The organism is Methyloversatilis universalis FAM5 (assembly GCF_000214035.2).
In the GTDB taxonomy this organism is placed as follows: domain Bacteria; phylum Pseudomonadota; class Gammaproteobacteria; order Burkholderiales; family Rhodocyclaceae; genus Methyloversatilis; species Methyloversatilis universalis.
This window is the reverse complement of the sequence record NZ_AFHG01000030.1, coordinates 313,751-335,253: the sequence shown is the minus strand read 5'-3', so window position 1 is coordinate 335,253 and position 21,503 is coordinate 313,751. Positions and strand designations below refer to the sequence as shown.

At 69.1% G+C, this 21,503-nt stretch carries 25 protein-coding genes; 8 read left to right on the top strand and 17 right to left on the bottom strand.

Translation table 11 applies throughout. The annotated features are described in order from the left end of the window. Positions 1 to 8 precede the first annotated feature (8 nt). Both METUNV1_RS04500 and METUNV1_RS04495 read left to right on the top strand, forming a co-directional pair. Complete coding sequence (locus METUNV1_RS04500) at positions 9 to 362, top strand: heavy-metal-associated domain-containing protein (protein ID WP_008059267.1); 354 nt, start codon at positions 9 to 11, stop codon at positions 360 to 362. Then, a complete protein-coding gene (locus tag METUNV1_RS04495) occupies positions 349 to 738 on the top strand; it encodes a hypothetical protein (RefSeq protein WP_008059266.1) in 390 nt (129 codons plus the stop codon). The genes METUNV1_RS04500 and METUNV1_RS04495 overlap by 14 nt, the downstream gene beginning before the upstream one ends. Positions 739 to 755: 17 nt before the next feature. On the opposite strand, the gene METUNV1_RS04490 is transcribed toward METUNV1_RS04495, so the two are convergent. From METUNV1_RS04490 to METUNV1_RS04460, 7 genes are all read right to left on the bottom strand, one after another. Further along, the gene (locus tag METUNV1_RS04490; RefSeq protein ID WP_008059265.1) at positions 756 to 1,139 is read right to left on the bottom strand and encodes a Na+/H+ antiporter subunit G; all 384 of its coding nucleotides are present in this window, start codon (positions 1,137 to 1,139) and stop codon (positions 756 to 758) included. Next, on the bottom strand, positions 1,136 to 1,414 hold the full coding sequence (locus METUNV1_RS04485; protein ID WP_008059264.1) for a K+/H+ antiporter subunit F: 279 nt from the start codon (positions 1,412 to 1,414) through the stop codon (positions 1,136 to 1,138). The genes METUNV1_RS04490 and METUNV1_RS04485 overlap by 4 nt, the downstream gene beginning before the upstream one ends. Next, positions 1,411 to 1,905: a Na+/H+ antiporter subunit E gene (locus tag METUNV1_RS04480; RefSeq protein ID WP_008059263.1), complete on the bottom strand. Its 495-nt coding sequence runs from the start codon at positions 1,903 to 1,905 to the stop codon at positions 1,411 to 1,413. Before METUNV1_RS04480 ends, METUNV1_RS04485 begins: the two co-directional genes overlap by 4 nt. Further along, positions 1,902 to 3,590, bottom strand: a complete 1,689-nt coding sequence (locus METUNV1_RS04475; RefSeq protein ID WP_242059651.1) for a monovalent cation/H+ antiporter subunit D — start codon at positions 3,588 to 3,590, stop codon at positions 1,902 to 1,904. The genes METUNV1_RS04480 and METUNV1_RS04475 overlap by 4 nt, the downstream gene beginning before the upstream one ends. Before the next feature lie 20 nt (positions 3,591 to 3,610). Further along, complete coding sequence (locus METUNV1_RS04470) at positions 3,611 to 3,955, bottom strand: Na+/H+ antiporter subunit C (protein WP_008059261.1); 345 nt, start codon at positions 3,953 to 3,955, stop codon at positions 3,611 to 3,613. Continuing rightward, positions 3,955 to 6,897 (bottom strand): monovalent cation/H+ antiporter subunit A, encoded by a 2,943-nt coding sequence (locus METUNV1_RS04465; RefSeq protein ID WP_008059260.1) that lies wholly within the window; start codon positions 6,895 to 6,897, stop codon positions 3,955 to 3,957. The genes METUNV1_RS04470 and METUNV1_RS04465 overlap by 1 nt, the downstream gene beginning before the upstream one ends. Before the next feature lie 97 nt (positions 6,898 to 6,994). Further along, positions 6,995 to 9,475, bottom strand: a complete 2,481-nt coding sequence (locus METUNV1_RS04460) for an ABC transporter permease (protein ID WP_008059259.1) — start codon at positions 9,473 to 9,475, stop codon at positions 6,995 to 6,997. A gap of 117 nt (positions 9,476 to 9,592) precedes the next feature. On the opposite strand from METUNV1_RS04460, the gene METUNV1_RS04455 reads away from it, so the two are divergent. Next, positions 9,593 to 10,291: a uracil-DNA glycosylase gene (locus METUNV1_RS04455; RefSeq protein WP_008059258.1), complete on the top strand. Its 699-nt coding sequence runs from the start codon at positions 9,593 to 9,595 to the stop codon at positions 10,289 to 10,291. 6 nt (positions 10,292 to 10,297) lie between these two features. On the opposite strand, the gene queF is transcribed toward METUNV1_RS04455, so the two are convergent. The 7 genes from queF to mltG are packed head-to-tail and all read right to left on the bottom strand — an operon-like array spanning position 10,298 to position 15,674. Next, the gene (gene queF / locus METUNV1_RS04450; RefSeq protein ID WP_008059257.1) at positions 10,298 to 11,122 is read right to left on the bottom strand and encodes an NADPH-dependent 7-cyano-7-deazaguanine reductase QueF; all 825 of its coding nucleotides are present in this window, start codon (positions 11,120 to 11,122) and stop codon (positions 10,298 to 10,300) included. Then, on the bottom strand, positions 11,122 to 11,754 hold the full coding sequence (locus METUNV1_RS04445; protein WP_008059256.1) for an ankyrin repeat domain-containing protein: 633 nt from the start codon (positions 11,752 to 11,754) through the stop codon (positions 11,122 to 11,124). Before METUNV1_RS04445 ends, queF begins: the two co-directional genes overlap by 1 nt. Next, positions 11,751 to 12,548, bottom strand: coding sequence for a TatD family hydrolase (locus METUNV1_RS04440; RefSeq protein ID WP_008059255.1), 798 nt, complete (start codon positions 12,546 to 12,548; stop codon positions 11,751 to 11,753). Before METUNV1_RS04440 ends, METUNV1_RS04445 begins: the two co-directional genes overlap by 4 nt. A 26-nt stretch (positions 12,549 to 12,574) precedes the next feature. Next, positions 12,575 to 12,934 (bottom strand): PilZ domain-containing protein, encoded by a 360-nt coding sequence (locus METUNV1_RS04435; protein ID WP_008059254.1) that lies wholly within the window; start codon positions 12,932 to 12,934, stop codon positions 12,575 to 12,577. Between the two features lie 34 nt (positions 12,935 to 12,968). Further along, positions 12,969 to 14,018: a DNA polymerase III subunit delta' gene (gene holB, locus METUNV1_RS04430; protein ID WP_008059253.1), complete on the bottom strand. Its 1,050-nt coding sequence runs from the start codon at positions 14,016 to 14,018 to the stop codon at positions 12,969 to 12,971. Then, positions 14,019 to 14,636, bottom strand: a complete 618-nt coding sequence (gene tmk, locus METUNV1_RS04425; RefSeq protein ID WP_008059247.1) for a dTMP kinase — start codon at positions 14,634 to 14,636, stop codon at positions 14,019 to 14,021. It abuts the gene before it with no gap. Positions 14,637 to 14,663: 27 nt separating this feature from the next. Continuing rightward, positions 14,664 to 15,674 (bottom strand): endolytic transglycosylase MltG, encoded by a 1,011-nt coding sequence (mltG, locus tag METUNV1_RS04420; protein WP_008059245.1) that lies wholly within the window; start codon positions 15,672 to 15,674, stop codon positions 14,664 to 14,666. A 90-nt stretch (positions 15,675 to 15,764) separates the two neighbouring features. Between mltG and ygfZ the strand changes: the two genes are divergently transcribed. The 5 genes from ygfZ (at position 15,765) to METUNV1_RS04395 (ending at position 20,131) form a co-directional block, all read left to right on the top strand. Then, positions 15,765 to 16,799: a CAF17-like 4Fe-4S cluster assembly/insertion protein YgfZ gene (ygfZ, locus tag METUNV1_RS04415; RefSeq protein WP_043358991.1), complete on the top strand. Its 1,035-nt coding sequence runs from the start codon at positions 15,765 to 15,767 to the stop codon at positions 16,797 to 16,799. A gap of 14 nt (positions 16,800 to 16,813) precedes the next feature. Continuing rightward, the gene (locus tag METUNV1_RS04410; RefSeq protein WP_008059242.1) at positions 16,814 to 17,104 is read left to right on the top strand and encodes a DUF4936 family protein; all 291 of its coding nucleotides are present in this window, start codon (positions 16,814 to 16,816) and stop codon (positions 17,102 to 17,104) included. 11 nt (positions 17,105 to 17,115) lie between these two features. Next, a complete protein-coding gene (locus tag METUNV1_RS04405) occupies positions 17,116 to 17,898 on the top strand; it encodes an NRDE family protein (RefSeq protein WP_008059241.1) in 783 nt (260 codons plus the stop codon). 77 nt (positions 17,899 to 17,975) lie between these two features. Next, positions 17,976 to 19,730 carry a sensor histidine kinase gene (locus METUNV1_RS04400; RefSeq protein ID WP_232416262.1) on the top strand — a complete coding sequence of 585 codons (1,755 nt, stop codon included), beginning with the start codon at positions 17,976 to 17,978 and terminating at the stop codon, positions 19,728 to 19,730. Continuing rightward, positions 19,727 to 20,131, top strand: coding sequence for a response regulator (locus METUNV1_RS04395; RefSeq protein ID WP_008059239.1), 405 nt, complete (start codon positions 19,727 to 19,729; stop codon positions 20,129 to 20,131). The genes METUNV1_RS04400 and METUNV1_RS04395 overlap by 4 nt, the downstream gene beginning before the upstream one ends. On the opposite strand, the gene METUNV1_RS04390 is transcribed toward METUNV1_RS04395, so the two are convergent. From METUNV1_RS04390 to tadA, 3 genes are read right to left on the bottom strand one after another with little or no spacing between them, the layout of a single operon-like run. Continuing rightward, positions 20,098 to 20,520, bottom strand: coding sequence for a GNAT family N-acetyltransferase (locus METUNV1_RS04390; protein WP_043358990.1), 423 nt, complete (start codon positions 20,518 to 20,520; stop codon positions 20,098 to 20,100). The genes METUNV1_RS04395 and METUNV1_RS04390 overlap by 34 nt on opposite strands. Next, positions 20,517 to 21,017, bottom strand: coding sequence for a L,D-transpeptidase (locus tag METUNV1_RS04385; RefSeq protein ID WP_008059238.1), 501 nt, complete (start codon positions 21,015 to 21,017; stop codon positions 20,517 to 20,519). Before METUNV1_RS04385 ends, METUNV1_RS04390 begins: the two co-directional genes overlap by 4 nt. Next, positions 21,017 to 21,490 (bottom strand): tRNA adenosine(34) deaminase TadA, encoded by a 474-nt coding sequence (gene tadA / locus METUNV1_RS04380; RefSeq protein WP_008059237.1) that lies wholly within the window; start codon positions 21,488 to 21,490, stop codon positions 21,017 to 21,019. The genes METUNV1_RS04385 and tadA overlap by 1 nt, the downstream gene beginning before the upstream one ends. Positions 21,491 to 21,503: the final 13 nt, after the last annotated feature.

The following is a 21,503-nucleotide window of genomic DNA, read 5'->3' as shown; positions in this document are numbered from 1 at the left end:
GAATCGAAATGAAAAGAACGACTTGCCTGTCCATCGCCAGCGCGCTGCTGCTGGTGCTGTCCACCAGCCTGGCACAGGCCGCCACCACGATACGGATGCAGGTGGACGGCCTGGTATGCGCATTCTGCGGCTCGGCCATCGAGAAGAAGCTGCGCAGCCACGCCGCCACCGACGACGTGCTGGTCAGTCTGGAACACAAGGTGGTCGCGCTCAGCCTGAAGGACGGCCAGGACATCGCCGACGACACGCTGCGCAGCCAGATCACCGACGCCGGCTATCAGGTGAAGAAGATCGAGCGGGTGTCGCAGTCGCTGGACAGCCTGCGTGCCGAACTGAAGGGCAAGGCCCATGGCGGGCGCTGAACGCGGACTGCGGGCCACGCTGGGGGCAAGCGGGCTGTCGCTGCTGGCCAGCAGTTCGACCCTGGTGTGCTGCGCGCTGCCGGCGCTGCTGGTGGCGCTCGGCGCCGGCGCCACGCTGGTCGCGCTGACCGTGCGCTTCCCTCAGCTGATCTGGCTGTCTGAGCACAAGGCCGGCGTGTTCGGCGGTGCCGCGCTCATGCTGTCGGCCGCCGGTGCGGCGCAGTGGCGGGCGCGCCGCCTGCCCTGCCCGGCCGATCCGGCCGCCGCGCGTGCCTGCATGCGCGCGCGGCGCCTGTCCGTCGCGGTGTATGCGCTGTCGGTGCTGCTTTTCCTGACCGGAGGCTTCTTCGCCTTCGTCGCGCCGCTGCTGTTCTGAGGGTCAGGCCGGCGGGCTCAGTGCTGCGGCGGCCCGCCGTTGTCCGGTGGCTGCACGCAGGCGCTGAGCGGCGGCGGCATGTCCGGGTCACCCGCGTTGCGGCGGCGGAACAGCTCGGTGCGCGACAGCAGGAGGGTGGTCACCGGCACCGTCAGCGACAGGAAGATGATGATGAGCCAGGCATGCAGCGACAGCACGCCGTCCTGCGCAGAGAAGTAGAGGATGCTGGCCAGCGTCACGCACCAGGCGGAAAAGCTGAACGCCAGCGCCGGCGGATGCATGCGCTGGAAGAAGGCGCGGAAGCGCACGACGCCGATCGCCGCGCCCAGCGTGAACAGCCCGCTCAGCGCCAGCAGCAGCGCCACCGGAATCTCGATCCACAGCGGCAGCGGCGGAATCATTCGATCACCTCGCCCCGAAGCAGGAATTTCGCCATCGCGGCGGAACTGACGAAGCCGAAGATGGAAATCAGCAGCGCCGCCTCGAAATACATCGCGCTGCGATAGCGTATCGCCAGCACCATCAGGATCAGCATGGCGATGGTGCAGATGAGGTCCATCGCCAGCACGCGGTCCTGGGCGGACGGGCCGCGGACCAGGCGCAGCAGCGCAAGGGCCATCGCCGTGATGTAGCAGCCGATCGCGAACACGATGGCGGAAAACAGCAGCGGACTCATTCGAAGATCTCCATCAGCGGGCGCTCGTAGCGGCCCTTGATCAGCGCGATCTCGGCCTCGGCGTTGTCGAGGTCGAACATGTGCACCAGCAGCGCGCTGCGGTCCATCGCCAGTTCCGACCAGATGGTGCCGGGGATGACGCACATGATGGCGGCGAGCACCGCCAGCCCGTTCGGGTCGCGCATGTCCAGCGGCACGACGACGAAGCCGCCGCGCGGCATGCGCTCGCCGGCCGCCAGCGTGCCGCGCAGCACCCGCCAGTTCCACACGATCACGTCGTAGCCGACCTGCAGGAACAGCCGCAGCGCTACGCCGGGCCGGCGGAAGCGCACCGGCGTCGGTCGCAGCCGGTGCGTCAGCAGCGGCACCAGCACGCCAAGGAAGGCACCGAGCAGCCACTGGCCGGGCCCCAGTGCCGTGTTGTTGAGCAGCAGCCACAGCGCGAGCAGCGCCAGCGACAGCAGCGGAGCGGGAAACAGCCGGCGCATCATGGCGTGGCCTCCGGCCCTTGCAGGCCAAGACGTTCGGCATTGGTCGGCGTCGGACGTGGCCGCGCCGACAGCACTGCGTCGATGTAGCCAGCCGGGTGGTACAGGGCTTCGGCGGTCGCCGTGGCGTAGCGCATGACCGGTTCGGCGCGCACCGACATGACGATGCACACGGTCACCAGCAGCGCGATCGGCACGAATTCGACCACCCGCAGCAGCGGTGCCTCGCGATCGACCGGCGTCCAGAAGAAGCGGATGCCCACGCGCGACAGCGCCACCAGCGCGCACAGGCCGGACACCACGATGAGCACCGGCAGCACCCAGGTCAGCAGCGACTCGACGTGCAGCGTGTCCGCGCTCAGCCCGGGCACCAGCGCCGTCAGCAGCACGAACTTGCCGATGAAGCTGGACAGCGGCGGCAGGCCGGCCACCAGCAGGGTGCAGCAGATGAAGGCCAGGCCGAGCAGCGCAGTGGCGGCCGGAATGGCGTGGCCGATCAGCATTTCCTCGTCCTCGTCGAGATTGACGTCCTTGTCCAGTTCCAGTTCGGCCAGCGGGAACGGCAGGTGGTCCTCCTCGTCCTCCGGCGCGCGCGCGCCGGCGACGTCCGCGCTGCGCGAGCGCTCCATCAGCTCCGCCAGCAGGAAGAAGGCGGCCACGCCGAGCGTCGAGCTGGGCAGGTAGTAGAGCGCGCCGGCGGTCAGTTCCGGCCGGGCCAGTCCGAGCACCGCCAGCAGCGTGCCGGACGACACGATGACCGCGAAGCCGGCCAGCCGTCCCGGGCGCTGGGTCGAGAACATGCCGAAGGCGCCTGCCGCCAGCGTCGCGGTGCCGCCCCACAGCAGCCAGTCGCTGCCGAAGCCGGCCGAGGCGCCGGCCTGCTCCGAGAACATGAGCGTGCTGAAACGCAGCAGCACATAGACGCCCACCTTGGTGAGCAAGGCGAAGATGGCGGCCGCCGGTGCACTGGCGGCGGCGTAGGCCGGCACCAGCCAGAAATTGAGCGGCCACATCGCCGCCTTGGCCAGGAAGGCCACGCCGAGCACCGCGAAGCCGGCATGCAGCAGCGCGCGGTCGCTGGTGGCGACCTGCGGGATGCGCGCGGCGATGTCGGCCATGTTCAGCGTGCCGGTCACGCCATAAATCAGCGCGGCGCCGATCAGGAACAGCGAGGACGCCACCAGATTGATCGCCAGGTAATGCAGGCCGGTGCGCACCCGCGACGGGCCGGAGCCGTGCAGCAGCAGGCCGTAGGACGCCGCCAGCATCACCTCGAAGAACACGAACAGGTTGAACAGGTCGCCAGTCAGGAAGGCGCCGTTCAGGCCCATGATCTGGATCTGGAACAGCGGGTGGAAATGCGCGCCGGCCTTGTGCCAGCGCGCCACCGCGAACAGCAGCGCCATCAGCGCGACGATGGCGGCGGTCAGCAGCAGCAGCGCCGACAGGCGGTCGGCCACCAGCACGATGCCGAAGGGCATGTCCCAGTTCGACGGCAGATAGACGCCGTAGGCCGTCGGATGACCGCTGCCGGCCCAGGACAGCAGCAGCGCCGCGATCACCAGATTGGCCAGCGCGGCCGCCAGACCGATCATGCCGCGGATGCGGTGCCGCCGTCCGTCCAGCAACAGCAGCAGGCAGGCGGTCAGCAGCGGCAGCAGGATGGGCGCGATGATCAGATGCGGCATCAGTGCCTGCGCGAGTGCCCTCATTCGGCGTCCTCCCGGCCATCGACATGGTCATTGCCGAAGAAGCCCCGCTGCGCCAACAGCACGACCAGGAAGAGCGCGGTCATCGCGAAGCCGATCACGATGGCGGTAAGCACCAGCGCCTGCGGCATCGGGTCGGTGTAGTGCGCCAGATCGGTGGGCACGCCGGGCGCCAGCACCGGTTCGCTGTCCAGCGCCAGCCGGCCCATGCTGAAGATGAACAGGTTCACGCCGTAGCCGAGCAGCGACAGTCCCATGATGACCTGATAGGTACGCGGCCGCAGCAGCAGCCACACGCCGCAGGCGGTCAGTACGCCGATGGCGCATGCGAGGACGATTTCCATCAGTGCGCTCCTTCCTTCCGTTCGTCTTCTTCGTTGTCGCGGACGCGGCGCCCGCGCACCGACTGGTGGCCGAGCGCGGTCAGTATCAGCAGCGTCGCCCCGACCACCAGCAGGAACACGCCGATGTCGTAGAACAGCGCGCTGGCGACGTGGAGGTCGCCGATCAGCGGCAGGCTGACGTGGGCGGTATGGGTGGTCAGGAAGGGGTAGCCCAGCGCGAACGAGCCCAGGCCGGTGGCGGTCGCGGTCAGCAGGCCGAAGGCGATCCAGCGCTGCGGTCGCAGGTCCATGTGCGCCTCGACCCACTGCGTGCCGGACACCACGTACTGCACGATGAAGGCGGTCGACAGCACCAGCCCGGCGACGAAGCCGCCGCCCGGCTCGTTGTGGCCGCGCATGAACAGGTAGACCGCGATCATGGCCGCCAGCGGCAGCACCAGACGGATGAGCACCGCCGGCACCATGAGGTAGCCGCGCGCCGGATCCTCGTCGGAGTACGGATCGACCAGATCGGTCACCAGGTCGGCCGGCAGCGCCTGCTGCTGCGGCGGCAGTCCGGCGCTTTCGGGTGCCGGGCGGAAGCGGCGCAGCAGCGCATACACGGTGAGCGCGACCACGCCGAGAACCGTGATTTCGCCCAGCGTATCGAAGCCGCGGAAGTCGACCAGCATCACGTTCACCACGTTGCGGCCGCCGCCTTCCGGCAGCGCCCGCTCCAGGAAGAAGGGCGAAATGCTCTGCGGAAAGCTGCGCGTCATCATGGCCCAGGACAGCAGTGCAAGCCCGGCGCCGGCGCACAGCGCGATGCTCAGATCACGCCCGCGGCGGACGCGTGCCCTGGCCCGCACCCGCAGCGGCTGGCTGCGACCGACGTCCTCCAGCCGCTTCGGCAGCCAGCGCAGGCCCAGCATGATGAGCACGGTGGTGACCGCCTCCACCGACAGCTGGGTCAGCGCGAGATCGGGCGCCGAGAACCAGGCGAAGGTGATGACGGTGACCAGCCCGGCCACGCTCATCAATGCCAGCGCGGTCAGTCGGTGGTACTTCGCCTGCCACACGGCGCCGATCGCCGCGCCGGCACCGACCAGCCACATCAGGGCGAACATCGGCGAGAACTCCAGCATGGCGCGGTCACCACCGGCCAGCAGCGCCTCGCTGCCGAGCCTGCGCAGCGGCACGGCAGCCGCCACCAGCGTCACCAGCACCAGCAGCATCAGCTGCATCTGCAGGCGGCGCGTACCGAACAGGCGCCGGGTATGCCGGCCGGCCAGCGTGAGCCGGGCCAGCAGCGAGCGGAACACGCGCTTGCCATTGATGCGGCCGATCAGCGGCGCCTTCGCGAGATGACCACGGCGCATCGGGCTGCGCAGCGCGAAGAACAGCGCGATGCCGCCGACCAGCGACAGCAGGCTCATCCACAGCGGCAGATTGAAGCCGTGCCACACCGCGAGGTCGAAGTCCGGCAGCACGCCGACCACCGGCCGCGCCGCGGTCTCCAGGATGCGCTGTATGGACCACTGCGGCAGCGTGCCCACTACCAGGCAGGCGAGCACCAGCACCGAGATCGGCGCCCGCATCCAGCGCGGCGGCTCGTGCGGCTGACGCGGCAGCGCGCCGCACTTGTCGCGGCCGAGGAACACCTCGACCGTGAAGCGCAGCGAATAGGCGACGCTGAACATGCCGGCGACCACCGCCACCACCGGCAGCGCGCGGTCAATGCCGGGCGAGGCGGCCAGGAACACCGCTTCGCTGAAGAACATTTCCTTCGAGATGAAGCCGTTCAGCAGCGGCACGCCGGCCATCGCGGCGGCGGCTACCGTCGCCAGCGTGGCGGTGACCGGCATGTAGCGCGCGAGACCGCTGAGCCGGCGGATGTCGCGCGTGCCGGTTTCGTGGTCGATCACGCCCACCGCCATGAACAGCGAAGCCTTGAAGGTGGCGTGGTTGAGGATGTGGAACACCGCCGCCACCGCGGCCAGCGGGCTGTTCAGGCCAAGCAGCGTGGTGATCAGGCCGAGATGCGAAATGGTCGAATAGGCGAGCAGGCCTTTCAGGTCGTTCTGGAAGATGGCGGCGAAACCGCCGACCAGCAGCGTCGCCAGACCGGCGCCGGTGACCAGCCAGAACCACTCGTCGGTGCCGGCCAGCACCGGCCACAGCCGCGCCAGCAGGAACACGCCGGCCTTCACCATGGTGGCCGAGTGCAGGTAGGCCGACACCGGCGTCGGCGCCGCCATCGCGTTCGGCAGCCAGAACTGGAACGGGAACTGCGCGCTCTTGGTGAAGGCGCCGAGCAGCACCAGCACCAGCATCGGCCGGTACAGCGGATGCGCGCGCACCGCATCGCCGGCGGCCAGCACCACGTCGAGGTCATAGCTGCCGGCGATGTGGCCGAGCAGCACCACGCCGGCCACCAGACAGAGGCCGCCGGCACCGGTCACGGTCAGCGCCATGCGCGCGCCGCGACGCGCGTCCTTGCGGTGATGCCAGTAGCCGATCAGCAGGAAGGAGAACAGGCTGGTCAGCTCCCAGAACAGCACCATCTGGAACAGGTTGCCGGACAGCACGACGCCGCTCATCGCACCCATGAAGGCGAGCAGGAAGGCGAAGAAGCGCGGCACCGGATCGGCCGGTGACATGTAGTAGCGCGCGTACAGCACCACCAGCGCGCCGATGCCCAGCACCAGCATCGAGAACATCCAGGCGAAGCCGTCCATGCGCAGCACGAAGTTCAGGCCGAGCGACGGCAGCCAAGGAATGTCCTGACGGATCACCTGCCCGGCCGCGATGTCCGGAAACAGCAGCGCGACCTGCACCGCGCAGAGCAGCGCGATGACACCGGCCAGCGTCGATTCGGCGTTGCGCGCATTGGTCGGCAGCAGCGCGGCAATCAGGCTGCCGGCGAATGGCAGGGCGACGAGAGTGATCAGCGGCAGGTGCATCGGTTGACCATCCGGATGTTCTTTTCTTGTGAGCGACGGACAGACAGACCCGATGCGGCGCTGCAACAGCGCGGCATCGGGTCGGCCATGCGGAAAATCAGAGTGCGCGCAGACTGGCCAGCGCGGGCGCTTTCAGCGTGCCGCGAAGGCCGGTCATGCCGGCGGCAAGCACCGCCAGAATGCTGAATGCAAGCGCCGCCAGCGGCAGACCTGCAGCAGGCACGTAGGGCAGCTGGAAGACCTGGCGCGCCAGCAGCACGGTCAGTACGAGCGCACCGATCGCTGCAAGCCCGCCAGCCAGAGCCCCGAGTATCGCAAATTCTGCGGCCAGCGACGCACGCAATTGCCGGTCGCGTGCCCCCAGGGTGCGCAGCACCGCCAGTTCGAAGCGCCGCTCGTCATGTGTGGATTCGATGGCCGCGAACAGCACGATGACGCCGGCCAGCAGCGCGAAGCCGAACACCACGCTGACCGCCGCGGCGAGCTGGTCCATCAGCGCGCGGAACTGGCGCACCATGGCATCGACATCGACCGCGGTCAGGTTGGGGAAGCGCGCTACCAGCGTGTTGGTGAAGCCGGCCCTGTCCGCCGGCAGATGGAAGGACGTGATGTAGCTGGCGGGGAAGTCTTCGAGCACGCCGGGCGTGGCGACCACGAAGAAGTTCACGTTCATCGAATCCCATTCCAGCTCGCGCAGGCTGCCCACCGCCGATTCGACCTGCTGGCCGGCGATCTCGAAACGCAGCCGGTCGCCCGGACGTATGCCCAGCGTCTTCGCCAGCCCGGCCTCGACCGAAAACGACGGCACCGAGGCATTCCACTGTCCGCCGCTCAGCCGGTTGCCCACCTGCAGATGGTCGGACCAGGACAGATTGAACTCGCGCTCGACCAGGCGTCGGGCGCGCGCTTCCGGATAGTCGTCCGGCGACACCGCCCGCCCGTTGATGGCGGTCAGCCGCGCGCGCGACATCGGCAGCAGCTCGGGCGCCGGCAGTCCGGCTTCGGCGAACAGCGCGCGCACCGCGTCGCGCTGGTCCGGCTGTATGTTCAGGATGAAGCGGTTCGGGGCATCCGCCGGCAGCCGGCCGCGCCAGGCGTCCAGCAGGTCGCCGCGCGCGATCACCAGCAGCAGCACCGCGGTCAGCCCGAGGCCGAGGGCGGCGATCTGCACGGTCGAGGCCACGCGCCGGCGGGTCAGACAGGCCATGCCGTAGCGCCAGCCGCCGGCGGTACCGCCGCGCAGACGGGCCACCAGCGCGAGCGCACCCCAGGCGGCTGCGGCATACAGCGCGCAGGCGGCGACGAAGCCGCCGACCACCACCGCGCCCAGCACCAGATCCCCGGCCATCAGCACGATGAGCGCCGACAGGCAGGCCAGACCGAAGGCATAGGCGCCCCAGGACACGACGTCGGCATCGTCCCAGTCGCGGCGCAGCACCCGCAGCGTGGACACCCGGCGCAGTTTCAGCAGCTGCGGCCATACGAAACCGAGGATGAGCACCATGCCGACCGCGTAGCCATACACCAGCGGCAGCGGGCCGGGCGGCGGCAGCGGTGCCGCCCACAGGCCGGCCAGCAGCGCCTCGACGCCGAACTGGGTCAGATAGCCGGCGAGGCAGCCGATGCCGCAGGCCAGCAGCCCGAGCAGCAGGAATTCGATCAGGAACAGCCGTGTGAGCCGCGCCTGGGTCGCGCCCAGACAGCGCATGACCGCGCAGCCATCAAGGTGGCGCTGCATGTAGCGGCGCGCCGCCAGTCCGACCGCGACCGCGGCGAACACCACGGCCAGCATGGCGGCCAGCCGCAGGAATTTCTGTGCCCGGTCGAGCGCGCCGCGCACCTCGGGCTGCGCCTCCTCCACGCTTTCCACCTTCTGGCCGCGCGCCAGCTGCGGCTTCACCCAGGCGGCGTAACTGCGCACCGCGGCGTCGTCACCCGCCAGATGCAACCGGTACATGATGCGGCTGCCTTCCTGCATCAGCCCGCTGGCCGGCAGGTCGGCCGCATTCATCATGAGCCGCGGCACGATGGCGAAGAAGTTGGCGCCGCGGTCCGATTCGAAGGTGAGCACCGCCGCCACGGTGAGCCGCAGCGCGCCCAGATTGACGGTGTCGCCGCTGCGCACGCCCAGCGCGGCGGTGGCCCGCTCGTCCAGCCACACGGTGCCGGGCGCCGGAATGGCGCGTATGTCGGCATCCGGCGCATTCAGCGCCGGCGCGGTGCGCACCCTGCCGCGCAGCGGATAGCCTTCGGACACCGCCTTCACGCCTACGAGCTGGGCGCCGTCGGCGGTCGACGCCATGCTGGTGAAGGTCCAGGTGTTCACGCTGCGCAGCCCGCGCGTCTGCGCTTCGGCGCTCAGTGCGGCAGGCAGCGGACGGTCGCCGGCCACCAGCAGGTCGCCGCCGAGCAGCTGGTTCGCTTCCTTGGTGACCGAGCGCGCGACCCGGTCGGTAAAGAAGGAAACCGAAGTGAGCGCGGCCACGGCCAGCACCAGCGCCAGTCCCAGCACCCGCAGCTCGCCGGCCCGGAAATCGCGCAGCGCCATGCGGGCGGCCAGCAGGAGGTCGGATTTCATCTTTGTGGTGTTCTTTCTTTCAGACAATGCACAATGCGCGCCTCGCGTTCGGCCCGCACGTTCAGCCGGCGTTCTCCAGCCCGCGTTCCCAGACTTTTCAGCTTCCATTGACAGCCGATGTCCGCAAACGATCTCGACCGCTTCGTGTCCGCGATATCCGCCGGCGACCGCATCCCCGATCCGGCCATCATGTTCAACCCCTGGGGCGATCATGACCCGGTGCATGACCTCGTGCCTGACGCACCGCGCATCCGCGCCGACCACCTGCATCGCTACCTCGCCGCGCGGCTGGGCCGCGCCCGGGTGCTGCTGATCGCCGAGGCGCCCAGTTACAGCGGCGCCAAGTTCTCCGGCATGGCGATGACCAGCGAACGTGACGTGCTGGCCGCGCACGCTGCCGGCCGCGGCGCCGACTACTTCGAAGGCGCCTTCGTCCGCACCAGCCGGCCGCTGCCGCAGCTCAAGAACACCGAAGGCATGCTGGAGCGCACCGCCAGCATCGTCTGGTCGGCGATGGACGGCAACGGCTGGGCGCCGCACGAATTCGTGCTGTGGAACGCGGTGGCCTACCACCCGCACGAAGCGGGCAATCCGCTCAGCAACCGCGCACCGAACACTGCCGAACGCCGTGCGCTGCGGCCGCTGCTCGAACAGTTCCTCGCCCTCTTCCCGGGTGTGCCGCGCCTGGCCATCGGCCGGGTATGCCAGCAGAGCCTGGCCGACATGGGCATAGACGCCCTGCCCGCGCGGCACCCGAGTTACGGCGGTGCGCCCGAGTTCCGCGCCGCGGTGGCCGATCTGCGCGCGCGGCTCTGACCGGATCTACTGCCGGGCCAGCTTGACGAAGGTGTCGGGCAGCGTTTCGAAATTGCTGCGCCACGGATTGATGTCCAGCCCGCCCCGCCGGGTATAGCAGGCGAACACCGTCAGCTTTTCCGGCCGGCAGCGCTCCATCAGGTCCACCCAGATGCGCTCGACGCAATGCTCGTGGAAATCCGCATGGTTGCGGAAGGACACGATGTAGCGCAGCAGGCCGGCGCGGTCGATGCGCGGGCCGACGTAATGCACGATGACCGAAGCCCAGTCCGGCTGCAGCGTGACCGGGCAGTTGGATTTCAGCAGGTCGGAGCGCAGCGTTTCCTCGACCGTGTCGCCAGCGGCGGACAGCAGCGCCGGGTCCGGGTGGTAGCGCTCGCAGGCGATGTCCAGCGCGTCGATCGATTCGCCCGGCGACTGCACGGCAAGGCCGGGCAGCGTGTCCGGGCTGTACAGCTCGACCGTCACGCCGGCCTGGCAGGCCGCCGACAGATCGGTTTCGATCAGCGCGCGCACCGCCTCCAGCGACACCATGCGTTCGCTGTTGTAGCCATTCAGATAGAGCTTGAGCGACTTCGATTCGACCATGAAAGGACTGCTGGCCGGAATGTCGATGCGGCCGATCGCCACCTCAGGCTTGCCCTGCGGATTGAGCCAGGACACTTCCCAGGCATGCCAGCGGTCGATGCCGGCGAAGGGCAGCGCATCCGCCGCCAGCCCGAGCGGCAAACGCGAGGCCTCGCGCGGCATCGGAAACAGCAGGCCGGCGTCGTAGCTGTCCGGGTAATCGGTGCTGTGGCCGAGGCCGGAACCGGTGGCAGGATGCTCCATCACTGCCCCATCGCCGCGCGGATCATCGCCGCGGCATCCGTGTTGCCGGCCTTGACCGCCCAGTCGAGCGCGCTTTCGTTGTCGCGACCGCGGATGCGGGCGTCGGCGCGCGCCGCCAGCAGCACCTTGACCGATTCGACGTTGGCACGGGCAGCCAGCATCAGCGCAGTGGCGCCATTGGGCGCCGGTGCATCGACCGGCGCGCCGCGCTCGATCAAGGCACGAAGTACGGCCGCATGCCCCTGCATGGCGGCGTAGTGCAGCGCCGACCAGCCCTGGGTATTCACCGGGTTGGCGCCGGCTGCAAGCAGCTGTTCGACCACCGCCACATGACCGTTGAAGGCCGCCACCGCCAGCGCGGTTTCACCGACCGCATTGACTGCCTCCAGCCTGGCGCGGCGGGCGATCAGCGCCTTGACCAGGTCGCCGTAGCCGTTGCGGGCAGCGATGATGAGCAGGGTTTCGCCGCGGGGATCGACCGAATTCACGTCCAGTCCGCGGTCGATGAAGCTCGCCACCTTGGCGGCGTCGCCCATGTTGGCGGCGTTGATCAGGTCATCGTAGGCGGCGGCCGAAGCGCCGCTGGCAGCGGCCAGACAGACGCTGAGCAGCGCGATGCGCAGGGATTTCATGCGGGGCACTCCTCGCGGCCGGCCAGACGGGCGGCGTCGCGGAACAGGCGGAAGAAGTTGTCGCTGGTGGCCCGCCCGATCTCGTCCGCGCTCAGTCCGCGCACCCGGGCCAGTTCGGCAGCGACATGTGGTACGTAGGACGGCTCGTTCATCTTGCCGCGGTAGGGCACCGGCGCCAGATAGGGTGAGTCGGTCTCGATCAGCATCGCGTCGAGCGGGATGGCCTGCGCCACGTCGCGCAGTTGCTGCGCGTTCTTGAAGGTTACGATGCCGGAAAAGGAAATCATGAAGCCCATGTCGATGGCGGCTTTCGCCACGTCCAGCGTTTCGGTGAAGCAGTGCATGACGCCGCCGGCTTCATGCGCACGCTCTTCGCGCATGATGGCCAGCGTGTCCTCGGCCGACGACCGGGTGTGGATGATGAGCGGCTTGCCGCACTCGCGCGCGGCGCGGATATGGGTGCGGAAGCGCTTGCGCTGCCACTCGAGGTCACCGGTCAGGCGGAAGTAGTCCAGCCCGGTTTCGCCGATCGCCACCACGCGCGGATGGCGGGCCATGTCGGCCAGCTGCGCCACGTCAGGCTCGGTCACGTCCTCGTAGTCCGGATGCACGCCCAGCGACGCGAACACGTTGTCGTGACGCTCGGCCATGCCGGTCACCCGCGGCCACTGTTCGATATTGACCGACACGCACAGCGCGTGACTGACCTGCTGGGCCGCCATGTTGGCGATCACTTCATCCTCGCGCTCTGCGAGGTCAGGGAAATCGATGTGGCAGTGTGAATCGATGAACATTCAGGAACCGTTGCAATGCGGGAAATCTAGAGCGTGTGGGTCTGGCGCGACGAACCGAGATAGCTGCCGATCACCTGTTCTATCTTGGCGCGCGCCGATTTGCTGCTTTCGTCGTCGCCGAAACGCAGGCCGATGCCCTGCTGCTTGCCGCCCTGCGCGTCGGCCGGCGTCACCCAGGCCACCGTGCCCTGGATGGGCAGCTTGGCCGGATCGTCCATCAGCTGCAGCAGCAGGAACACCTCGTCGCCGAGGCGGTAGCTGCGGTTGGTCGGCAGGAAAATGCCGCCGCCCTTCAGGAAGGGCATGAAGGCCGCGTACAGCACCGACTTGGAATTGACCGCCAGCGACAGCACGCTGCGGCGATTCTGCATCTGCGCATCCGACATGACAGTCTCCTTTGCAGTCCTGCTCGATCGGCGATCAGCGCGCGGCCCGGAACAGCCGGGCATAGCGCATCAGCAGGTCTTCCAGGAACAGGCGCGCATTCAGCGGGTGATGCGCCAGCGCCCGCACCTTCAGCAATTCATTGTACCCACGCAGGACAGTGGCCACGTCGCTGCGTTCCGCCAGCTGCGCGAGCTGGGCGCGGCGACCGACGAATACCCGCGGCTCGCAGTCCTGCGCCAGCAGCACCACATCGGCCAGCCAGCGCTGCAGCCAGGTGACCAGCGTGGGCAGATCGGTCAGGCCCGGCTCGCCCTTCTTCTTCCCCTTCAGCCAGCCGTCCCAGCGGGCGGCCACCTCCAGCGGCGAACTCAGCGCCTGTCTGGCTACATCATCGACAAACTGGCCCTGAATCTGAGCGTCGCGCGAGCCGGCCAGGTCACGCGCGTGCAGCGGGGAACCGGCGCACAGCGCCAGCGCGTCGGCCGCATTGCGCACGCCCTGCTGCGCCAGCCAGGCCAGCGCCTCGTCGGCCGGCGGCTGCTGGAAAGACAGCACACGGGTGCGGCTGCGTATCGTGGGCAGCAGCTTTCTCGGCTGATCTGAAATCAGCAGAAACAAGGTATTGGGCGGCGGTTCTTCAAGTGATTTGAGAAGTGCATTGGCGGAGTCGACATTCATCGCCTCGGCCGGATACAGCAGCACCACCCGGTAACCGCCCTGATGCGAACCGACGCCCAGCCGTTCGACCACCGCGCGGACCTGGGCGATGCGGATCTGGGTGGATTTCGCCTTGCCGTCGCCCTCGTCGTCCGCGGATTCGTCGTCCGGCGACTCTTCGAGGGCCTCCGGCCGCACGGTGATCCAGTCCGGGTGGTTGTCGCCGGCAATCAGCCGGCAGGACGCGCATTCGCCGCAGGCCTGCTCTTCGCCGCGGGCGCGTTCGCACAGCATGCGTGCGGCCAGCGCCTCGGCGAATTCACGCTTGCCCAGCCCGGACGGACCGGCCAGCAGCAGTGCGTGCGGCAGCCGGCTGCCGAGCGCCATCAGCTGAGACCACTGCGGCTTGCACCAGTCGTAAATCATTCAGGAACAGTACCTTGAAAGAATTTCTTCAAGTTGAGCAGACACTTCTTCCGGACTGCGGGCGGCATTCAGCACCTGCATGCGGCCCGGGTCGGCCTGCGCCCGCGCCAGGTAGGCGGCGCGCACCCGGTTGAAGAAATCAGACTGTTCGCGCTCGAAGCGGTCCGGGTCACCGCCGCTGGCGGCCAGCCGCTGCGCCGCCACTTCGCAGGGCAGGTCGAACAGCAGCGTCAGGCCGGGCTGCAGCCCGCGCTGCACCCAGGCTTCGAGCGCCTGCAGCCGCGCGATGTCGAGGCCGCGGCCGCCGCCCTGATAGGCGAAGCTGGCGTCGGTGAAGCGGTCGCACAGCACCCAGTCGCCGCGCCCCAGCGCCGGTTCGATCACCTGCGCGAGATGCTCCCGCCGGGCGGCGAACATGAGCAGCGCCTCGGTATCCGGATGCATGGCTTCGTGCAGCAGCAGGCCGCGCAGCGACTCGCCGAGCGGCGTGCCGCCGGGTTCGCGGGTGAGCAGCACGGCGTGGCCGCGCGCCCGCAGCCAGTCGGCGGTGCGCGCGATCTGGGTGCTCTTGCCGGCACCGTCCATGCCTTCGAAGGTGATGAAGCGGGTGTTGTGCATCGGAATCGTGAAAGTCGGTTGCGCCGCTCAGCGCTGCGCGCGCGCAGGGCGGCGCTGGTAGCGGTCGACCGCGCTGTTGTGCTCGGCCAGGGTTTTCGAGAACACGCTGCTGCCGTCGCCGCGCGCCACGAAGTAATAGTACTGGGTCGGCGCCGGATTCAGCGCCGCGTCCAGCGAGGCGCGTCCGGGCGCGGCAATCGGCGTGGGCGGCAGGCCGCGGCGCAGATAGGTGTTGTACGGGTTGTCCGCCTGCAGGTGGGCGCGGGTCAGATTGCCGTCGAAGCGCTCGCCCAGACCGTAGATGACCGTGGGGTCGGTCTGCAGCGGCATGTCGGCGCGCAGACGGTTCACGAACACCGACGCGACCTTGTCGCGGTCGGCCGCGGCACCGGTTTCCTTCTCGACGATGGACGCCATGATGAGCGCGTCGCGCGGCGTGGCATAGGGCAGGCCCTGCTGGCGTGCCGCCCAGGCCTGGTCGAGCTGGCGGCGCATGGCGTGATGCGCGCGCGCCAGCACCGACAGGTCACTGTCGCCGACCGCGAACAGATAGGTGTCCGGGAAGAACCAGCCTTCCGGCTGCGTGCTCTCGGCGCCGATGCGCGCCATCACCTCCGCATCGCTCAGCGCGGCGGCGTCCTGCTTCAGGTCCGGCTGGGCGGCCAGCGCGGCACGCATCTGCCGCCAGGTCCAGCCTTCGATGAAGCGCACCTCGCGCATGCTCACGTCGCCGCGGGTCATCTTTTCCAGCAGCTGGATCGGCGTAAGTCCGCTGGAAAAGGCATAGCTGCCCGCCTGCAGCCGGGTGCCATCGACCGCGAAGCGGCCGATCAGGCCAAGCAGCGCGCCATCGACCGGCACACCCGCCGTTTCGATCTGGCGTGCGGCTTGGCGCAGCGCGGTGCCCGGCTTCAGCGTGTATTCGATGGCGCCACCGGCCCACTGCAGCGGCTGACGCGCGTACCAGAACAGGCCGCCGGCGCAGACGAGCGCGAGCACGAGAACGATGAGGAACAGACGGGACAGCAGACGGGTCATGCAACCGGGAGAGGAACGCGCGGCAGGCGTGCGCGGCCCCGTATGTTAACCTCTTCCCGTACTTTCCCCGACCACGGAATTCGCAACACCATGCTGCTCACAGACCTCATTCCCGCCTCTGATGCCGCCTCGACTGCCGCCGATGACGGCCAGTTTCCTGCAATGACCGACGCCGCCGCCGAAATGCACGCGGCGCAGACCGGCACCGTGCTGGTGCCGCTCACCCACCTGTCCCGCCTGCGTGCGGAGGGCGAGGACGCCGCCAGCTTCCTGCACAACCTGATGACCAATGACGTGCAGGGCATTCCGGCCGACGGCGTGCGCACCGCCGGTTTCTGTACGCCCAAGGGTCGGCTGCTGGCCGCCTTCACGCTGTGGAAGGACGGCGATGCGGTCGTGCTGCAGCTGCCGCGCGCGCTGGCCGAGCCGATGCGACGCAAGCTGTCGATGTACATCCTGCGCGCCAAGGCGAAGCTGGGCGATGCGAGCACCGATCTGCCCGCGCTCGGCCTGGCCGGCAGCGGCGCCGAAGCGGCACTGGCCGCCGCCGGCCTGCCGCTGCCGCCGGCCGCGATGAAGCAGGCCGAGGCGGAGGGCGTGCGCGTGCTGCGCCTGGCCGCCGACCGCTTCCAGATCGTCACCCCGCCCGAGCGGCTGCAGACCGTGTGGCAGGCGCTGTCCGCCCACGCCACGCCGGCGGGCACCCCCGCATGGCGCTGGTTCGACATCCGCGACGGCCTGGTCAGCATCTGGCCGGCCACGCAGGAAGCCTTCGTGCCGCAGATGGTCAATTTCGAACTGACCGGCGGCGTGAGCTTCAAGAAGGGCTGCTATCCGGGCCAGGAAATCGTCGCCCGCACCCAGTACCTGGGCAAGCTGAAGCGGCGCATGTACCGCGCCAGCGCGGAGTGCGCCCCGCCGGCGGCCGGTACGCCGGTCTATGGCAGCGACACAGGTGATCAGGCCTGCGGTGCGGTGGTCGATGCGGTGGCGCTGCCGGAGGGCGGCTGCGCGCTGCTGGCGGTGGTGCAGATGTCCAGCACCGAAGCCGGTCCGGTGCGTCTGGGCGCGCCCGACGGCGACGCGCTCAGCTTCACCGCCCTGCCCTACGCGCTCGGCGAGTAAGCGCGCGCATCGGCATGAGCACGCGTATCGACTACTACATCTACTACCGCATCGACCCGGCGCAGGAAACCGCGCTGCGCGCCGCGCTGGCCACCATGCAGGCGTCTCTGCAGGCGGCCACCGGCGTGCCCGGCCGGGTGCGCCGGCGGCTGGACGATCCGCTGACCTGGATGGAAATCTACGAAGGCGTGAACAACCAGCGGCTGTTCGAACTGGAACTGGGCAGCCACGTGCAGCGCCACGGCCTGCACGGTTTCCTGGCCGCGGACACCGGTCGTCATCTGGAGCGCTTCCGCGCTGCCTAGGCCGCCGGCTCATGTGCCTCATCGTGCTGGACTGGCAGCCGTACGGACACCCGTCGCTGCAGGTCGCTGCCAATCGCGACGAATTCCACCGGCGGCCGAGCGCGCCGCTTCAGGTGTGGCCGGACGCGCCACAGGTGATGGCCGGGCGCGATCAGGTATCCGGCGGCACCTGGCTGGGCGTGAGCACCGACGGGCGCTTCGCGGCACTGACCAATTACCGTGACCCGGCCCGCCAGCGCCCGGACGCGCGCTCGCGTGGCGCGCTGGTGGCGGATTTCCTGACCGGGCGGATGCCGGCGGCCGAGCACGCCGCGGCCTGCATGCGCGAGGCGGCGCAGTACAACGGTTTCAACCTGCTGCTGTGCGACGGCCGCGATCTGATCTGGGTCGGGCACGGCGGCGGCCATCCGCCACGCAGCTCGCCGCTGCCGCCCGGCCTGCATGCGCTGTCCAATCACCTTCCCGGCACGCCCTGGCCCAAGCTGGTCCGGGCGCGCGAGGCGTTCGCGCGGGTGACCGGTCAGGGGTCCAGGGCCGCGACGGAGGCGCGAGTGGATGCGCTGTTCGAACTGCTGCTCGACCCCACGCCGGCCGCCGACGCCGATCTGCCGGACACCGGCGTCAGTCTGGAGTGGGAGCGCAGGCTGTCACCGGTCTTCATCGCCGGCGACGACTACGGCACCCGCTCACGCACCGTGCTGGTGATCGACCCGGCGGCGATCCGGATCGAGGAAAGACGCCACGGCCCGGGCGGCGGCGAGACCGGACGGACGGTGCTGACCGCGGTACGCTGAAACCCCGCTGCCCGGGCACCCGCCATCGGGTGCACAATAAAGTTCATGGCACCCGTGCCGTCATTCCCGACAGCCCATTGAGCAAAGCGACGCCCAACTTGCCGAACGCGCCACACCCTGCCGACGAATCCGCACGCCTCGCGGCGCTGGACGCGACACATCTGCTCGATACGCTGCCGGAGCCGGCCTTTGACGACCTGACCCGGATCGCGTCCCTCATCTGCGGCACGCCGATCGCGCTGATCAGTCTGGTCGATCGCGAACGCCAGTGGTTCAAGTCACGGATCGGGCTGGACGCCAGCGAAACGCCGCGCGAACAGGCGTTCTGCGCGCACGCCATCCTGAAGCCCGAAGTGCTGGAGGTGCCGGATGCCTGCGAAGACAGCCGCTTCAGAGACAACCCGCTGGTCACCGGAGCGCCCGGCATCCGCTTCTACGCCGGTGCGCCGCTGGAAGTGGCCGGCGGTCAGCGCATCGGCACGCTGTGCGTGATCGACACCGTGGCCCGCACGCTCGACGACGCGCAGCGCGAGGCCCTGTCCGCCCTCGCCCGTCAGGTGGTGGCGCAGATCGAACTGCGCGACCGGGTGGACGCCATGCGCGAGGCGCGCGAACGGCAAAACATGTTCGAGCGCCAGCTGCAGCGCTTCAATGACGAACTGTCCGCCCTGGTCGCGCTGCGCACCCGGGAAGTCGAGGCGGAGCGCGACCGGGCCCGGCTCTACTTCGACACCGCCGGCAGCATGATGGTGGTGACCGACACCGCCGGGCGCGTGATACAGGCCAATCGCAAAAGCGCTGAAGTGCTCGGACGTCCGGTGGACAGCCTGATCGGGCGTGACTGGTTCGAACTGTGCCTGCCGGCCGCCGAGCGCAGCGAGGCCCGCAGCTATTTCGGTGGGCTGGTCGACGGCACCCAGCAGAGCGAACGGCGCTTCCGCGGGCATGCGCTGAATGCGTCCGGCGAACTGCGGGTGATCGCCTGGCACACCAGCCGGCTGGAAGACGAAGGCGGCGTGGCGACCGGCCTGCTGGGCGTGGGCGAAGACATCACCGCCCGGCTGCGGGCGGAGGAACACCTCCGCCATACGCTGGCCGAGCTGGAGCGCAGCAATATCGCGCTGCAGCAGTTCGTGCATGTCGCCTCGCACGACCTGCGCGAGCCGATCAATTCCATCCTGAACTTTGCCCGCCTGCTCGCCCGTGAAAGTCCGGACGCGCCGGACAGCCGCAGCCGGCGCTACATCGATTTCGTCGTGCGGGGTGGGGAACGGCTGCGCCAGCTGGTCGACGATCTGCTGGCCTACGTCAGGCTGGACGGCGCCGAAGCGCGGACCGACGCGGTGAGCCTGAGCGAGCTGCTGGAAGACACCCGTCAGGCCCTGGCCGATGCCATCGGGCGCAGCGGCGCCACGCTGCAGGTGGCGCCGCTGCCGGTCATACGCGGTGACCGCAGCCTGCTCGGCCTGCTGATGCAGAACCTGATCGGCAATGCGATCAAGTTCCACGCACCGGACGTGGCACCGGAAGTGACGGTCACCGCACAGCGGGTGAAGGACGAACTGCATGTGGCGGTCAGCGACAACGGCATCGGCATCGAACCGTCCTTCCACGAACGCATCTTTGCCGCCTTCGAGCGCCTGCATGCGCGCAGCGAGTATGAAGGGACCGGACTGGGGCTGGCGCTGTGCCGTCGCATCGCCGACATGCACGGCGGCCACATGTTCGTCGAATCGGCCGCCGGCTGCGGCGCCCGCTTCGTGCTCGCGCTGCCGATCAGCCGGATGATAGGCCAGGCCCCCGAACCCTCTGCGAGGACAACCACGGCATGAGCGCCGCGCTGCGCACCGTAATGCTGATCGACGACAGCGATGCGGACAATTTCTTTCACGGGCTGCTGATCGAACAGTCCGGCGTGGCCGCCGACGTGATGGTGTTCGAATGGGCGGAAAAGGCGCTCGCCTGGCTGAGCGAGAACGCCGGGCATCCGGTCGACCTCATCCTGCTCGACATCAACATGCCACGCATGAACGGTTTCGAGTTCCTGGAAGCCTTCCACGCGCTGCCGGACCGGCATCAGGGGGACACCCGCATCTGCATGCTCAGTTCATCCGCGCTGGACAGCGAACGGGAACGCGCGCTCGGCTTTCCGCGGGTGAGCGGCTTCCTGACCAAGCCGCTGGACGACGCGGCTGTCGGTCAGCTCGGGAGCCTGCGCACCATCCGCCGGTGAGGGATGCCGGCCTCGTCGAATTCCGCGCCTTCCGCGACGAAACCCGCCTGCGCGTAGAACCCCTGGGCGTGAGTCTGCGCATGCAGCTGCAGCAGACCCAGGCCGCGCCCGGCCGCGGCGGCCAGCAGTGCATCCAGCACTGCGCGGCCGATGCCGCGACCGCGGAAGGCACGACGCACCGCCATCCGCCCGATGTGACCGTCCGGCAGCAGACGGCCGCAGCCGACCGCCTCGCCGTCGATCAGCGCCAGCGCGTGCACGCTGACCGCGTCGTATGCGTCCCACTCCAGTTCTTCCGGAACGCACTGCTCCACGATGAACACCTCGCGCCGCAGAGGCACCAGCATCGGCGCCAGCTCGGCCCAGGTGCCGAGCACGAGTTCGGTCACGACGCGCCCCCCCGGACACCATCGAGGATATTCACCGGCGTGCCCGCGGGCACCAGATCGAACAGTTCGATGATGTCGCGGTTGCGCATGCGCACACAGCCGATCGAGCCGGGCACGCCCATTTCCGCGGTGTCGGGGCTGCCGTGCAGATAGACGTAGCGGCGCATGGTGTCGACCTCGCCCAGCCGGTTGAAACCGGGCTCGCAGCCGGACAGCCACAGGATGCGGGTCAGTATCCAGTCCCGTCCCGGATGAGCGGCCGCCAGCTCGGGCGACCACAGCTCGCCGGTCGGACGCCGCCGGACGAACACGGTATTGGCCGGTGCGCCGGCACCGATGCGTGCGCGAATGACGTGACGGCCGCGCGGCGTGCGGTAGCTGCCGCGTTGCTCGCCGGCACCGTTCTTCGCGGTGGATACACGGTAGCGGCGGATCAGCACGCCCGCATCGTCGTACAGGCGCATCCACTGCGTCGGAATGTCGATGTCGATGCGCATCAGGCGTTCTCGGTACGCCGCCGGCGCGCGGCAAAGAAGTCGCTCAGCAGGCGGCCGCACTCGTCCGCCAGCACGCCGGATTCGACGTCGGCGTGGTGGTTGAGCCGCGGCTCCGCGAACAGGTCGGTCACGCTGCCGCAGCAGCCGGTCTTGGGGTCACGCGCACCGAACACCACGCGGGCGATGCGCGCGTGCTGGATGGCACCGCTGCACATGGCGCAGGGCTCCAGCGTCACGTACAGCGTACAGCCCGGCATGCGGTAATTCGCCAGCGCCTGGCCGGCGGCGCGCAGCGCCATCACTTCCGCGTGGGCGGTCGGATCGCTGGCCATGATGGGACGGTTGTAGCCGCGGCCGACGATTTCGCCGTCCTTCACCACCACGGCGCCGACCGGCACCTCGCCGAGCGAACCGGCTTCGCGTGCCAGCGCGAGCGCTTCCTGCATGAACAGCAGATCGGTGTCCGAACTCATTTCAGACCGGGCC